11 protein-coding genes and 1 pseudogene are annotated in these 12,199 nt (G+C 62.8%); 1 reads left to right on the forward strand and 11 read right to left on the reverse strand.

Annotated features, from left to right (window positions below):
- The 5 genes from BSY240_RS04235 to yajC all read right to left on the reverse strand — a co-directional run bounded on the left by BSY240_RS04235 (position 1) and on the right by yajC (position 4,793).
- Positions 1–450, reverse strand: a complete 450-nt coding sequence (locus BSY240_RS04235) for a hypothetical protein (protein ID WP_069041515.1) — start codon at positions 448–450, stop codon at positions 1–3.
- Positions 451–549: 99 nt separating this feature from the next.
- A complete protein-coding gene (locus tag BSY240_RS04240) occupies positions 550–1,404 on the reverse strand; it encodes a phytoene/squalene synthase family protein (protein WP_171901546.1) in 855 nt (284 codons plus the stop codon).
- A 23-nt stretch (positions 1,405–1,427) separates the two neighbouring features.
- Positions 1,428–1,826, reverse strand: a complete 399-nt coding sequence (locus tag BSY240_RS04245; protein ID WP_054150156.1) for an Mth938-like domain-containing protein — start codon at positions 1,824–1,826, stop codon at positions 1,428–1,430.
- 4 nt (positions 1,827–1,830) lie between these two features.
- Entirely contained in the window at positions 1,831–4,383 is a 2,553-nt protein-coding gene (gene secDF, locus BSY240_RS04250; protein ID WP_069041517.1) for a protein translocase subunit SecDF, read from the reverse strand.
- Positions 4,384–4,445: 62 nt separating this feature from the next.
- Positions 4,446–4,793, reverse strand: a complete 348-nt coding sequence (gene yajC, locus BSY240_RS04255; RefSeq protein WP_054150154.1) for a preprotein translocase subunit YajC — start codon at positions 4,791–4,793, stop codon at positions 4,446–4,448.
- A 205-nt stretch (positions 4,794–4,998) separates the two neighbouring features.
- Here yajC and BSY240_RS04260 point away from each other — a divergent pair, with 205 nt between their 5' ends.
- Positions 4,999–5,871, forward strand: a complete 873-nt coding sequence (locus tag BSY240_RS04260; protein ID WP_069041518.1) for an ATP-binding protein — start codon at positions 4,999–5,001, stop codon at positions 5,869–5,871.
- A gap of 74 nt (positions 5,872–5,945) precedes the next feature.
- Here BSY240_RS04260 and BSY240_RS04265 read toward each other — a convergent pair whose 3' ends face one another.
- The 6 genes and pseudogenes from BSY240_RS04265 to tatB form a co-directional block, all read right to left on the reverse strand.
- On the reverse strand, positions 5,946–7,475 hold the full coding sequence (locus tag BSY240_RS04265; protein WP_069041519.1) for a peptidoglycan DD-metalloendopeptidase family protein: 1,530 nt from the start codon (positions 7,473–7,475) through the stop codon (positions 5,946–5,948).
- 179 nt (positions 7,476–7,654) lie between these two features.
- On the reverse strand, positions 7,655–8,308 hold the full coding sequence (locus BSY240_RS04270; protein ID WP_054150151.1) for a protein-L-isoaspartate(D-aspartate) O-methyltransferase: 654 nt from the start codon (positions 8,306–8,308) through the stop codon (positions 7,655–7,657).
- Positions 8,305–9,075 carry a 5'/3'-nucleotidase SurE gene (surE, locus tag BSY240_RS04275; RefSeq protein ID WP_069041520.1) on the reverse strand — a complete coding sequence of 257 codons (771 nt, stop codon included), beginning with the start codon at positions 9,073–9,075 and terminating at the stop codon, positions 8,305–8,307. Before surE ends, BSY240_RS04270 begins: the two co-directional genes overlap by 4 nt.
- A gap of 22 nt (positions 9,076–9,097) precedes the next feature.
- Positions 9,098–10,381: a serine--tRNA ligase gene (gene serS / locus BSY240_RS04280; RefSeq protein ID WP_069041521.1), complete on the reverse strand. Its 1,284-nt coding sequence runs from the start codon at positions 10,379–10,381 to the stop codon at positions 9,098–9,100.
- A 104-nt stretch (positions 10,382–10,485) separates the two neighbouring features.
- Positions 10,486–11,295 (reverse strand): twin-arginine translocase subunit TatC, encoded by an 810-nt coding sequence (gene tatC, locus BSY240_RS04285; protein ID WP_069041522.1) that lies wholly within the window; start codon positions 11,293–11,295, stop codon positions 10,486–10,488.
- A gap of 188 nt (positions 11,296–11,483) precedes the next feature.
- A pseudogene (gene tatB, locus BSY240_RS04290) lies at positions 11,484–12,098 on the reverse strand (Sec-independent protein translocase protein TatB); the annotation flags it as partial.
- Positions 12,099–12,199 lie beyond the last annotated feature (101 nt).

The following is a 12,199-nucleotide window of genomic DNA, read 5'->3' on the forward strand; positions in this document are numbered from 1 at the left end:
TCAGCCGGTCGTGCCTGAGGCGGGGTCCGGTTCTCGGTCGGCATGGCCGAGGTAGTTTCCGAGCAGCCAGAGGGAAACCTCTGCCGCGATTGCCGGGTTGGCAAAGGTGAACTCGCCGTTGTGGGAGGGGGCGTCGAGAAACTCGACGGCGATCCCCTTGCCGTTCGGCAAGGCGCGGACGCGTACAGTGCCGGGCTCGATCAGATGGCAGGCGAAATGGTTGCGCATGCTGCGCATGAAACCTGCCTTATTGTCATGCAGACGGACGAAGACGGCCTTGCCGTCGACTGTGGCGTGCAGGCTGCGGATTGCCTCCTGCGGAAAGGCACGGCCGAATTCGAGGATAGCGAGGCCAGCGTCCTGAAATCCCTCATCCTCCTGGCGCATACTACGCGTAGAGAAATAGGCCAGCCCCATGACGAGCGCAAAGACGATACCCCAGGTCACCATGATTTGATCTCGCCTCCTTCCGCGCACACACACTATCGCAATGGCTGCTAACAGGCGAGCCTTGCGTGAACGTGGTGTATCCGGGACGTGACCGCTGCGTCAGACCCGCCCCGTCAGCAGCAGACGCATCATCGCCATCTGCCGTCGCCATTGCGGCGGGCGAATATCGGTCGAGAGAGTAGCATGGCCGATCTTCATCGCTCGCTTGAGCACCGGTTCTGCCAGCGTCGCCGGCAGGAAGGCGGCAAGCAGGCTCTTCGGTATTGCCCCGGCCGCACGCGCCTTGCGCAGGTGATCGAGACCGAAACCGGCAAAGGCCTGGATGGCGGCAGTCACCCGCTCGTCGTTGCCCCCGGCCAGAAATGCGTCCCGGTCCAGTCCGACGGAGGCAAGGATCTGTGTCGGCAGGTAAACCTGCCCTCGGGCCCGATGGATCGGCATCAGCAGGATCGCGCCGGCAACGGCAAGCGCCACACCCGCATGCCCTGCGATCTCGGATACAGCTTCGGCAGCCTCTACATCAAGGACCAGAGATGAAAGCTGGATGAGCGCCGCTGCCGTCTCGCCGGCATAGCCTTCGAACATCGCGGTCGTTTCCATCGGATCGTCGTAAAGGTCGAAGATGCGCGCGTCGGCCATGGCGACGAGTGGCGCCACAGGCAGCCGCCAGGTCTGTACGGCGCGAAGAAGCTCGGCTGCAACGGGGTTTGCAGCGGTCTCGCCATGCGCCGAGCCCTCGTGCAGGTCGCGCCAGTATTGCAGTCGCACCTCGCCCGGCAAGGGTTCACGCACGACGTCACGCACGCGGGCAAGCTCGGCGTTGTAGGCATAGAGCGCGACGATGGCGTCACGCCGATCGGCCGGCGTCAGAAGGCTCGCGAGATAGCGGTCGCGATCCGACTCTTGCAAGGCCCGCAGGCAAAGAGCCTCATTGGCCGACGGGGTCTCGCTCACAATGCACCTTTCGAGGGACGGGTTCAGACTGCGATCAACGCGGCCGCGACCGGACGCTGCTCGGCCAGCATGATGTTATACGTGCGGATTGCAGCACCGGTTCCCATGGGATCGGTCGCAATGCCCCTCGCCTTCAATGCGACCCGCAAATCGGGGTCGACAAGGCGCAACTGCCGACCGGTGCCCAAGAGCAGGAATTCGATGCCGGTTTCGGCAAATACGCGCGCGAGTGAGGCTTGCGTGATCGGCTCCTCTTCGGTCTGCTCCCAGCCATAGACACCGGAGGGAAGCAGGAGAAGCGATCCACGATGCGACATGTCGGCAAAGCGGAAGCCACCATTGCCGTAACTGTCGATACCGGGCCGCCCGGGGAAATGGGCGTCACGGATGGTGACGCCCTTGTCTCCGAAGCCAAAAACCATCGGATCAGGCCCCGGCCTTGGCCGGAACCTGCTCGCCCTCGGTCTCGTCCCGCTGGAAGTTTTCCGGACGCAGCTTGAAGGCGATCAGAACCGGGCCAGCGATGTAGATCGACGAGAAGGTTCCGATCAGAACGCCTGCCAGCATGGCGAAGGTGAAGGAGGCAATGACTTCCCCGCCGAACAGATAGAGCGCCCCAAGAGCGAGGACCGTACTGCCGGCGGTCAGAACCGTACGCGAGAGCGTCTGGTTGATCGATTCGTCGATCAACACCTCAAGCGGCATCTTCTTGTATCGCCTGAGGTTTTCTCGCATGCGGTCATAAACGACGACCGTATCGTTCAGCGAGTAGCCGATGATCGTCAGGATCGCCGCGATACTCGTCAGGTTGAATTCAATGCCAGTCAGGACGAACAGGCCGAGCGTGAAGACAACGTCGTGCAGGGTGGCGATGATTGCGCCTAGCGCGAACTGCCACTCGAAACGGAACCAGATGTAGATCAGGATGCCGAAGAGAGCTGCCGCAACGCCGATCGTCGCCGAATAGGTCAGGTCGCTCGAGACCGATGGTCCGACCACCTCGACACGGCGAAAGTCGTATTCGGCCTCCAGTTCACCACGAACCTTGCTGAGAGCCGACTGTTCGGCGTTCTCGCCGCCATCCTGCGCCTGGAGACGGATAAGCGCGCTGGCATCGTCGCCGAAGCCCTGCGCCTGCACCTCGCCGAGGTTCAGCTGGCTCAGACGGTCGCGGATATCGGAGAGATCGGCGGTTCCGTCACGTGCCTGCACCTCGATGATGGAGCCACCCTTGAAGTCGATCCCGAGGTTCATGCCAACGGTCGCAAACCCGACCAGGGAGGCAACCGAGATGAGCATGGCCAGTCCGAAATTGAACTTGCGGGCCGCCATGAAGCGAATGTTGCGGTTGTCGAAGAAACCAGTGCGTACGCTTTTCGGAATGTGCTTCGGGCGCTTCCAGCGGTACCAGAAGGCCATCAACCAGAAGGTCAGGGTGAAGGCAGTAAAGACGGTCGTCACGATACCGATCGACAGGGTGACGGCGAAGCCACGCACTGGGCCGGACCCGAGGAAGAAGAGAACGACGGCCGCGATCAACGTCGTGAGGTTCGCGTCGATGATGGTCGCAAAGGCCTTCTTGAAACCGACCTCGATCGCCTGCACCAAGGGTCGGCCATTGCGGGCCTCCTCGCGAATGCGCTCATAGATCAGGACGTTCGAGTCGACGGCCATACCCATTGTCAGAACGATACCGGCGATACCCGGCAAGGTCAGCGTCGACCCGATCATCGACAGGGCCGCGAGGATCAGGGCAATATTGGCCGCGAGCGCGATGTTCGCCATCACGCCGAAGGTGCCATAGAAGGCGAGCATGAAGAGAACGACCGCGATGCCGCCAATGATGCTGGCGGTCACGCCGGCATTGATCGAATCCTGGCCGAGGCCGGGGCCTACGGTGCGTTCCTCGACGACCGTCAGCGTCGCCGGCAGAGCACCGGCACGCAGCAGAACCGCAAGATCGTTTGCGCCTTCGACCGAGAAATTGCCGGAGATCTGTCCGGAACCGCCGAGGATCGGCTCGCGGATGACGGGCGCGGAAATGACCTGCTGGTCGAGGACGATGGCGAAGGGATTGCCGACGTTTTCCTGCGTTGCCTGGGCAAAACGCTGGGCACCGCGGCTGTCGAAGCGGAAGCTGACGACCGGCTCATTGGTGCGCTGGTCAAAGGCTGCCTGGGCATCAACGAGGTTTTCACCCGAGATCAGCGCACGACGCTCGATGAGATAGGGAACGGCCGGGTCATCGGCCGAATAAAGGATCTCCGACTGTGCAGGCGGACGCGTGTTCATCGCTTCTGTGACCGGCATCGTCGTGTCGACCATGTGGAAGGACAGTTTGGCCGTCTGGTTCAGAAGCGCTTTCAGGCGCTGCGGATCAGTCAGGCCCGGGACCTGGACGATGATGCGGTCATCCCCCTGGCGCTGGATGAGCGGTTCGGTCGTCCCCAATTCGTCGACACGGCGGCGAACGACTTCCATCGACTGCGTCAGGGCAGAGGATACGCGGTAGTCGATGCCCGCGTCGGTCAGCGTCAGGCGCAGCACGCCGCCCTCGGCCTGCTCGAGAGCAACCTCCGTCACAGAACCGCCGGTCAGACCGCCGATGCTGACGGGATCGGTCAGCGAGCGCAGCGCTTCGATTGCTTCCGGCACCTTGTCCGCATCGGTAATGCGAACCTGGATCTGCTGGCCGACGCCGGAAAGGCCCGTATAGCGGATGCCGGCTTCGCGAAGCTGGGTCCGGACGTCGCCGACGATCGTCTCAAGGCGTTCCTTGACGATATCCTCGCGCTCGAGCCTCAGCATGATGTGCGAGCCGCCCTGCAGGTCGAGGCCGAGCGTCACCTTGCTCGTGGGGAACCAGGAGGGGAATGCTTCCAGTTCCTCGTCCGTGAAGGCATTGGGCAGGGCGACAAGGACGCCGAGCGCAACGGTCAACCAGATGAACAATGTCTTCCAGCGGGAAATGTAAAGCATGGAACTCTCGAATCAGGGCATCGGAAAATGGCAAAGGCCGGCGCAAGGCCGGCCCAGCGGGATCAGGCGGCGGTTTCGGTCTTGACCGGTTCGCCCTTGACGCGGACTTCCGCCACATACTGGCGCATTGCACGAACCTTCACGCCGTCGGCGATTTCGAGTTCGAGTTCCTTGTCGTCGATCACCTTGGTGACCTTGGCGACGATGCCGCCACCCATGATGACCTGATCGCCACGACGGATGGCAGACAGCGTCTCTTCACGCTTCTTCATCTGCTGGCGCTGCGGACGGATCAGGAAGAAATACCAGACCACCATCAGCGGTGCGAAGAGCAGCAGCATTTCCAGTCCGGATCCCATCGCGCTCGGGGCAGCAACTGCGTCCTGGGCAAAGGCCTCGGTGATAAACATGAAAGACTCCCTATTGAAGCGTATTGGGGAGCCGCCCGGCCCCCTCGTCAGGTCGCCGGAATATAGTGAGAGAGCCCATGAATGCAACAGAAACAGCGCCGGGGCGTACCATTTTCAGGCCCCTTACCCTTTATGCCCGCAATTCTGCGTGATACCGCCCAAGCTCAGGCTTGCACAGCCGGACCGGACGACGAGGAGCAGGACGATGGATGATCAGACCGTGAGCGCACTTTTGGCGGAAGTGAAGCGTCTCACCGAGGCCGTGGAACGGCTGGCAGGGCCGGCACCCGCCTTCAACGACTGGGAGGCCGCAGACTGTTTCGTCTGGTCTCCGGCACGGCTTCACCTGCAACCCGTCAAGCGACCGAACCGGGTGGAACTGGGCCTGATCCGCGGTGTCGACCATGTGCGCGACATCCTGCACGAAAATACATTGCGCTTCGCCGAAGGTTATCCTGCGAACAACGTGCTGCTCTGGGGTGCGCGCGGCATGGGCAAGTCGGCACTGGTCAAGGCCGTCCATGCCGACATCATCAAGACCAACGGCATCGCGCTGAAGCTCGTCGAAGTGCATCGGGAGGATATCTCGACGCTGCCGGGGCTGCTCGAGATTATCAAGGATGCGCCGCACCGGATCGTCGTCTTCTGCGACGACCTCTCCTTCGACCATGACGACACCGCCTACAAATCTCTGAAGGCAGCGCTGGACGGCGGCGTCGAGGGCCGGCCGGACAATGTGCTTTTCTACGCCACCTCTAACCGGCGCCATCTTTTGCCGCGCCACATGATGGAAAACGAGCAGTCGACGGCGATCAACCCGTCAGAAGCCGTAGAGGAGAAGGTCTCGCTCTCGGACCGGTTCGGCCTCTGGCTCGGCTTCCACAAATGCAGCCAGGACGACTATCTGACGATGATCGACGGCTATGCAGCGCATTTCGCGCTGCCGCTGCCCCGCGAGCAGTTGCATCATGAAGCGCTGGAATGGGCAACCACGCGCGGCGGCCGCTCAGGGCGCGTTGCCTGGCAATACATTCAGGATCTCGCCGGACGCCTCCGGATCTCCACCGAACGCCGCTGAATCTCTCCACCCGCAGAATCAGAAAGGCCCGGAGCGCGAGCTCCGGGCCTTTTCACTGACCTGTACGCAATACACTATTCCAGGTAAGTGATCGGGTTGACCGGTGCTGCATCCTTGCGGACTTCGAAGTGCAGCATCGGACGCTTGACGTTGCCGGTCATGCCGGATGTAGCGATGGTCTGGCCGCGCTGGACCTTCTGGCCACGCTGAACCGACAGGCTGTCGGCATGGCCGTAGACGGTGACCTTGCCATCGTCGTGACGGACGAGAACCGTGTTGCCGAGTTCCTTGAGGCCGTTGCCGGCATAGATGACCACGCCGTTCTCGGCGGCCTTGATCGGCGTGCCCTGCGGCACGGAGATCGCGATACCGTCGCTGCGCTTGCCATCGATATTGGCGCCAAAATTGGCGATCACGGCACCGCGGGCCGGCCAGCGATACTTGCCGATGCCGGTCAATTCGGGTGCGGCCGTTTCCGGCTTGGCAGCGGCGACTTCCGTCACCGACTTGTTAGCGGCCGGGGCTTGGTATTGAGCGGGCTGACCGGCAGCCGGCACGGAGGCCGTCTTGACCGGATCGGCGGCCGCTGCAGCCGGAGCCTGGGCAACTGCGGGTGCCACGGCCCTCTTTGCCGGGACGACGAGCGGCTGTCCGATGCGGATGTTCCCGGTCGTCAGACCGTTGGCGCTCTTAAGATCATCGACCGAAACGCCGTTGGCCTTGGCGATGCGCGCCAGGGAATCGCCAGGCTTCACGATGTAGGAGCCGGCACCAGCACCGGCGCCCGCATCCGACTTGCCGGTGGCGGCTGATGCCGAAACCTGCTGCTTTTCGCGGGAATTCGGGGCATTCGGCAGGACGGCCACGTTCTGCTGCTGGTCGCCCGGCAGCACAGGCTTGCGGCCATCGGTCGGCAGGCCGGACGCATCGGCCGCAGCGCGGGCCGCATTGGGACCGCCGAAGGTCGGGATGATCACGAGTTGGCCGGGGGCCGCATCGCTGAGATGGGTCAGACCATTGGCCTTGAGGAGTTCCTTCTGCGGAACGCCATAGCGATCAGCGAGCGTCGCGATGGTCTCGCCGGGCCGCAAGGTCACGCGGGCAGCACCGGCCGTCGACCAACCGCCCTGACGGGGCGTCGAACCGGTCGATGTCGGCTCGGCCAGAACCTGGCCTGGGTTGACCGCAGCCACCTGACCGGCTTGCGGCTGAGGTGCAGACGGGAAGGGCTGCGCAAGCGCTGCAGCACGCTCGGAATTGTTGCCAGATGCAGATGGCGCGGCGAGTTCGGCGCGCTGCACGGAGGCCGGCGTGCTTGCCGCCCGGGCAGATGCCGGCGCCTCGTAAGCCGGGCTTGCCGGCATCGGCTGCGCCATGGCCTGAGACTGACCGTACATGCCGCCGCCACCGATATTCTCGGCAGGGACCGGCGGCTGATTGCGCTGCTGACGAGGAATGGACGCCGTGGTCAGACTGTCGGTGGAGAAGACCGAGCTGAAGCGCGAGGCGTCTGAACTACACCCGGCTGCCGTACCGGCCAGGAGGAGCGCGCCGCACAAACGAGCGACAGACAATCCAGCTTTCGGCGATACACTTTTACGCATGACTCGACCCACATATGACACAACTTGATGTGGGTTCATTAAAGCGCGTTAGTATTACCGGGCAGTTAACCCCGTGGATTCGTTATGAACGAATTCGGCGAAGCGCATATAAATTATGCAGAGACGGGCGCTCTTGCGCCTGCGCTCAATGGGATCTGCAAAGTTCGAAAAATCTGAATTCAGAGGTGCTGGGCAATCTTCGGCTGCAGGGGCAGGAAGGGTACCTCGAACAGATCCTCCCGTTCGAAGCGGCTCCCGGTCTTGGTCAGACGGACCATGACGCAGCGCTCCTCGTCCAGCATGATCGGCGCAAGCAGCATGCCGCCGGACACGAGTTGTTCGGCAAAGAAACGGGGCATGACGGGATAGGCCGCCGTGGACACGATTCGGTCGAAGGTCCCCTCGCCCGGCAGCCCGTTCGAACCGTCGACCTGGCGCAGGATAACGTTACGAAGCGCAAGCCGCTCCAATCGACCCTGGGCGCTCGCAATCAGTGTCTTGTATCGTTCGATCGAGATCACCCGCTCGGCGAGCCGCCCGAGAACGGCGGTCGCAAAGCCACTGCCGGTGCCGATCTCAAGCACGCGATGTCCTGGCTTCACCTGCAGCATGGAAAGCAGTCGAACGGCGAGATCCGCGCCTTCCATGAACTGCCCGCATTCGATCGGGATGGAGCGGCTGGAATAGGCGCTCTGGGCATATTCGGGCGGAACGAAGCTCGAGCGATGCGTCTGCTCGACGGCCGTCAGCAGGTCGAGATCGGTGATGCCTTCAGCCCTGAGCCGCAGGACCAGAGCCGCAAAGCCCTCGCGCTCGACCAGGGCAGACCTCACACTGCATCCCCATTGGCGAGTGCTGCCGCAACCATGTCCTGCACTGCATAGTCGGTCATGTCGAGCTTCAGCGGCGTCACGGAAATCTTCTTCTCACGCAGCGCATGAATGTCGGTTCCGGCGCGGAAGTTGCCCTTGCGGTCGCCGAATCGCAGCCAGAAATAGGGAAGGCCGCGACCATCCTGACGCTCTTCCACCGAGAGGCCGAAGTCCAGCTTCCCCTGCGAGGTTACATCGATGCCCTGCACCTCTTCCGGTTCACAATTCGGGAAGTTGAGATTGAGAAATGTGCCGGGCGGCAAATCGATCGTCGAGAGCTTCTTCAGAAGGTCGGGCGCCAGCGCCTCAGCAACATGCCACGGGATCGGCGCACCCGCCTCGTAGCTATAGGCCTGACTCAGCGCAAAGGACCTGACACCGTGCACCGTCCCTTCGATCGCACCGGCAACCGTGCCCGAATAGGTGACGTCGTCGGCCATGTTGGCGCCGGCATTGACGCCGGACAGGACGAGATCAGGCTTGCGATCGAGTACCTTGCGGATCGCCATGATGACGCAATCGGTCGGCGTGCCACGCAGGGCAAACTTCTGATCTCCGAGCTCTCGCAGACGCAAGGGTTCGGACAGCGTCAGCGAATGGGCAAGCCCGCTCTGGTCGGTCTCTGGCGCGACGATCCAGACATCGTCGGACAGGCTGCGGGCGATGCGCTCCAAGGAGGCAAGGCCCGGAGCGTGGATACCGTCGTCATTCGTCAGCAGGATGCGCATGGCCACTCCGGTTGCGGCGTGATCAGGCCGCCTTCTCGATTTTCTTGATGCCGCCCATATAGGGCAGCAGAACGTCAGGCACGGTGATCGAACCGTCCTCGTTCAGGTAGTTTTCCATCACCGCGATGAGGCAGCGGCCGACAGCCGTGCCCGAACCGTTCAGCGTGTGCACGAAGGTCGTGCCCTTGCCGTCCTTGTTGCGGTAACGCGCATTCATGCGTCGCCCCTGGAAATCGCCACAGACAGAGCAGGAGGAGATTTCGCGATAGGTGTTCTGGCCCGGCAACCAGACCTCGAGGTCATAGGTCTTGCGGGCGCCGAAGCCCATGTCGCCAGTGCAGAGCGTCATGGTGCGGAAATGCAGACCGAGACGCTTCAGGACTTCTTCGGCGCAGGCCGTCATGCGCTCATGTTCGGCCATCGAGCTTTCGGCGTCGGTGATCGAAACGAGTTCGCATTTCCAGAACTGGTGCTGGCGCAGCATGCCGCGGGTGTCGCGACCGGCAGAGCCGGCTTCCGAGCGGAAGGACGGTGTAAGGGCCGTAAAGCGCAGCGGCAGCTTTTCCTGGTCGAGGATTTCGCCGGCAACGAGATTGGTCAGCGTCACCTCCGCCGTCGGGATCAGCCAGCGACCATCGGTCGTCTTGAACAGGTCTTCGGCGAACTTCGGCAGCTGGCCCGTTCCATACATGGCGTCGTCGCGCACCATCAGCGGCGACGAGACTTCGGTATAGCCGTGTTCGCTCGTGTGCAGATCGAGCATGAACTGGCCAAGGGCTCGCTCAAGCCTCGCGAGCTGACTCGTCAGGACCGTGAAGCGCGAGCCGGAGAGCTTGGCCGCGCGCTCGAAATCCATGTAGCCGAGGCTTTCACCGATTTCGAAGTGCTCGAAGGGCTTGTGATTCCAAGTCGGCTTTTCACCGACAACGCGGGCGACGACGTTGTCGTGCTCGTCCTTGCCGACGGGCACGTCATCATGGGGAATGTTCGGGATGCGCGACAGGGCGTCGTTGAGCTCAGCGGTAAGCTGGCGCTCTTCCTCCTCGGCTGCCGGCAGCGTGTCCTTGAGCGAAGCGACTTCCGCCTTCAGCTTCTCCGCGAGCTCCATGTCTTTCTGCGCCATGGCGGCGCCGATTTCCTTTGAGGCCGAGTTGCGGCGAGACTGCATGTCCTGCATCGCCTGGGCGACAGACCGGCGCTTCTGGTCGAGCGCGATCAGCGAGGCAGACAGAGGCTCGGCACCGCGCTTGGCGAGTGCGGCATCGAAGGCCTCGGGGTTTTCACGGATCCACTTGATATCGAGCATCGTCGTTCCAGGTCTTGGTTTTCGACCGGGATCGGAGCTGGCCGGCGGCCACGTCCGGCCCCATGTCGGCATGGGTTAAATGCGGCGGGACCGCCCGGTCTGCCTCAGGCCTGCTCTTTAGCGCCGGCCTCGGCGAGTTCCGTGGCAGCGCGCTTCTTTTCGATGAGTCGCGCCGCATAGATCGCAACCTCGTAGAGAAGGATCGTCGGCAGTGCAAGACCGATCTGGGACAGCGGATCCGGCGGCGTCACGATGGCTGCGATGACGAAGGCGACGACGATGAAATACTTGCGCTTGTCGGCCAGCCACTGGCTCTCGAGGATGCCGACCCGCACCAGAAGACTGGTCACGACCGGCAGCTGGAAGACGAGGCCGAAGGAGAAGATCAGGGTCATAATCAGACCCAGATATTCCGAGACGCGCGGCAACAGCGAGATCGCAACGCCGCCCTCTTCAGGCGCCTGCTGCATGGCAAGGAAGAACCACATGACCATAGGCGTAAAGACGAAATAGACGAGCGAGGCGCCGAGCAGGAAGAGGATCGGAGACGCCACCAGGAACGGCAGGAAGGCAGCGCGCTCGTTCTTGTAGAGGCCCGGTGCCACGAACTTGTAGACCTGCGAGGCGATGACCGGAAAGGCGATGACCATGGCGCAGAAGGCGGCAACCTTCACCTGGGTGAAGAAGAATTCCTGCGGCGCCGTATAGATGAGTTCGGTCTTCGTTACGTCGAGCCCGGCCCAGTCCACTGCCCATTTATAGGGGACGACCAGCAGGTTGAAGAGCTGCTTGGCGAAGTAGAAGCAGACGAGGAAAGCGACGAAGAAGGCGCCGAGCGCCCACATCAGGCGCGAACGCAATTCGATCAGATGCTCAATCAACGGCTGGGGCTTGTCGTCCATATCGCCGCTCATGCGCGGTCCTCACTCTTGCTCTTGCGTGCCTTGGGCGCCGGCTTGGCAGCAGGTTCGGAGCCTGCCGCAGCCTTTGCCTTGGCAGAAGCAGTCCCAACGGTCGCCGGCTTCGGCTTGGGCTTCGCGGATTTGGTGGCCGGCTGCGCTTCGACAGCGACCGGCACAGTCTTGGTCGACTTGGCAGGCGCTTTTACAGCGGCTGGCGCCTTGGCGGCCGGTTTGCGGGCTGCCGTCTTCTTTGCAATCACGGGCGTAGCTGCCGGTGCGGAGGTCGCCGGAGCCGTGGCAGCAACAACGGGCGCCGCTGCGGCTGCGGCCGGCGCAGGTGCTGCTGTTGCGGCGGGTGCTGGCGACGCGGGCTGGGCGACTGCCGCCGGCGTAACAGGCTGCTGGACCACGGGCTTCAGCTCCTCGGGCGGTTCGCCAAGGCCGAGCGGCACATCGGGCAGGATCGAGTTGTCCTCGTAACCGTCGTCCAAAGGCGCGGGTTTTGGATCAAGACGCGTGGAGCGCTCCAGGTCGGACTTGATCTCCTGCCCCATCTGGCGCAGCGGATTGAGCGTCTCGCGGATCGTGTTTGCCGGATTGAGCGAGCGGATGTCGTTGACCGAATTCTTCAGGTCATCGAGCTCCGCCTCGCGCAGGGCCTCGTCGAACTGTGCACGGAATTCGCCTGCAGTCTGACGCAGGCGCTTGGTCATCTTGCCAAAGGCCCGGATCATCGGCGGAAGGTCCTTCGGACCCACCACGACGATCAGGATGACCGCAATCACCAAAAGCTCGGTCCAGCCTATATCCAGCATGCAAACGGGCTCCTGATGCCACGCCATGGCGCCTCAAGACGGGCGCCGGTCTTCCAAGATTTCAACGAAGAACGGGCAGCTCAAGGAGCCGCCCGTCCGAT

It is taken from the genome of Agrobacterium sp. RAC06, assembly GCF_001713475.1.
Lineage (GTDB): Bacteria > Pseudomonadota > Alphaproteobacteria > Rhizobiales > Rhizobiaceae > Allorhizobium.

Excerpts from the sequence above, each read along its gene's own strand:
- BSY240_RS04235 (WP_069041515.1), bottom strand. The coding sequence starts at position 450 with ATGGTGACCTGGGGTATCGTCTTTGCGCTCGTCATGGGGCTGGCCTAT.
- secDF (WP_069041517.1), bottom strand. The coding sequence starts at position 4,383 with ATGCTTTACATTTCCCGCTGGAAGACATTGTTCATCTGGTTGACCGTT.
- serS (WP_069041521.1), bottom strand. The coding sequence starts at position 10,381 with ATGCTCGATATCAAGTGGATCCGTGAAAACCCCGAGGCCTTCGATGCC.
- BSY240_RS04245 (WP_054150156.1), bottom strand. The coding sequence starts at position 1,826 with ATGGTTTTTGGCTTCGGAGACAAGGGCGTCACCATCCGTGACGCCCAT.
- tatC (WP_069041522.1), bottom strand. The coding sequence starts at position 11,295 with ATGAGCGGCGATATGGACGACAAGCCCCAGCCGTTGATTGAGCATCTG.
- surE (WP_069041520.1), bottom strand. The coding sequence starts at position 9,075 with ATGCGCATCCTGCTGACGAATGACGACGGTATCCACGCTCCGGGCCTT.
- yajC (WP_054150154.1), bottom strand. The coding sequence starts at position 4,793 with ATGTTTATCACCGAGGCCTTTGCCCAGGACGCAGTTGCTGCCCCGAGC.
- BSY240_RS04260 (WP_069041518.1), top strand. The coding sequence starts at position 4,999 with ATGGATGATCAGACCGTGAGCGCACTTTTGGCGGAAGTGAAGCGTCTC.
- BSY240_RS04265 (WP_069041519.1), bottom strand. The coding sequence starts at position 7,475 with ATGCGTAAAAGTGTATCGCCGAAAGCTGGATTGTCTGTCGCTCGTTTG.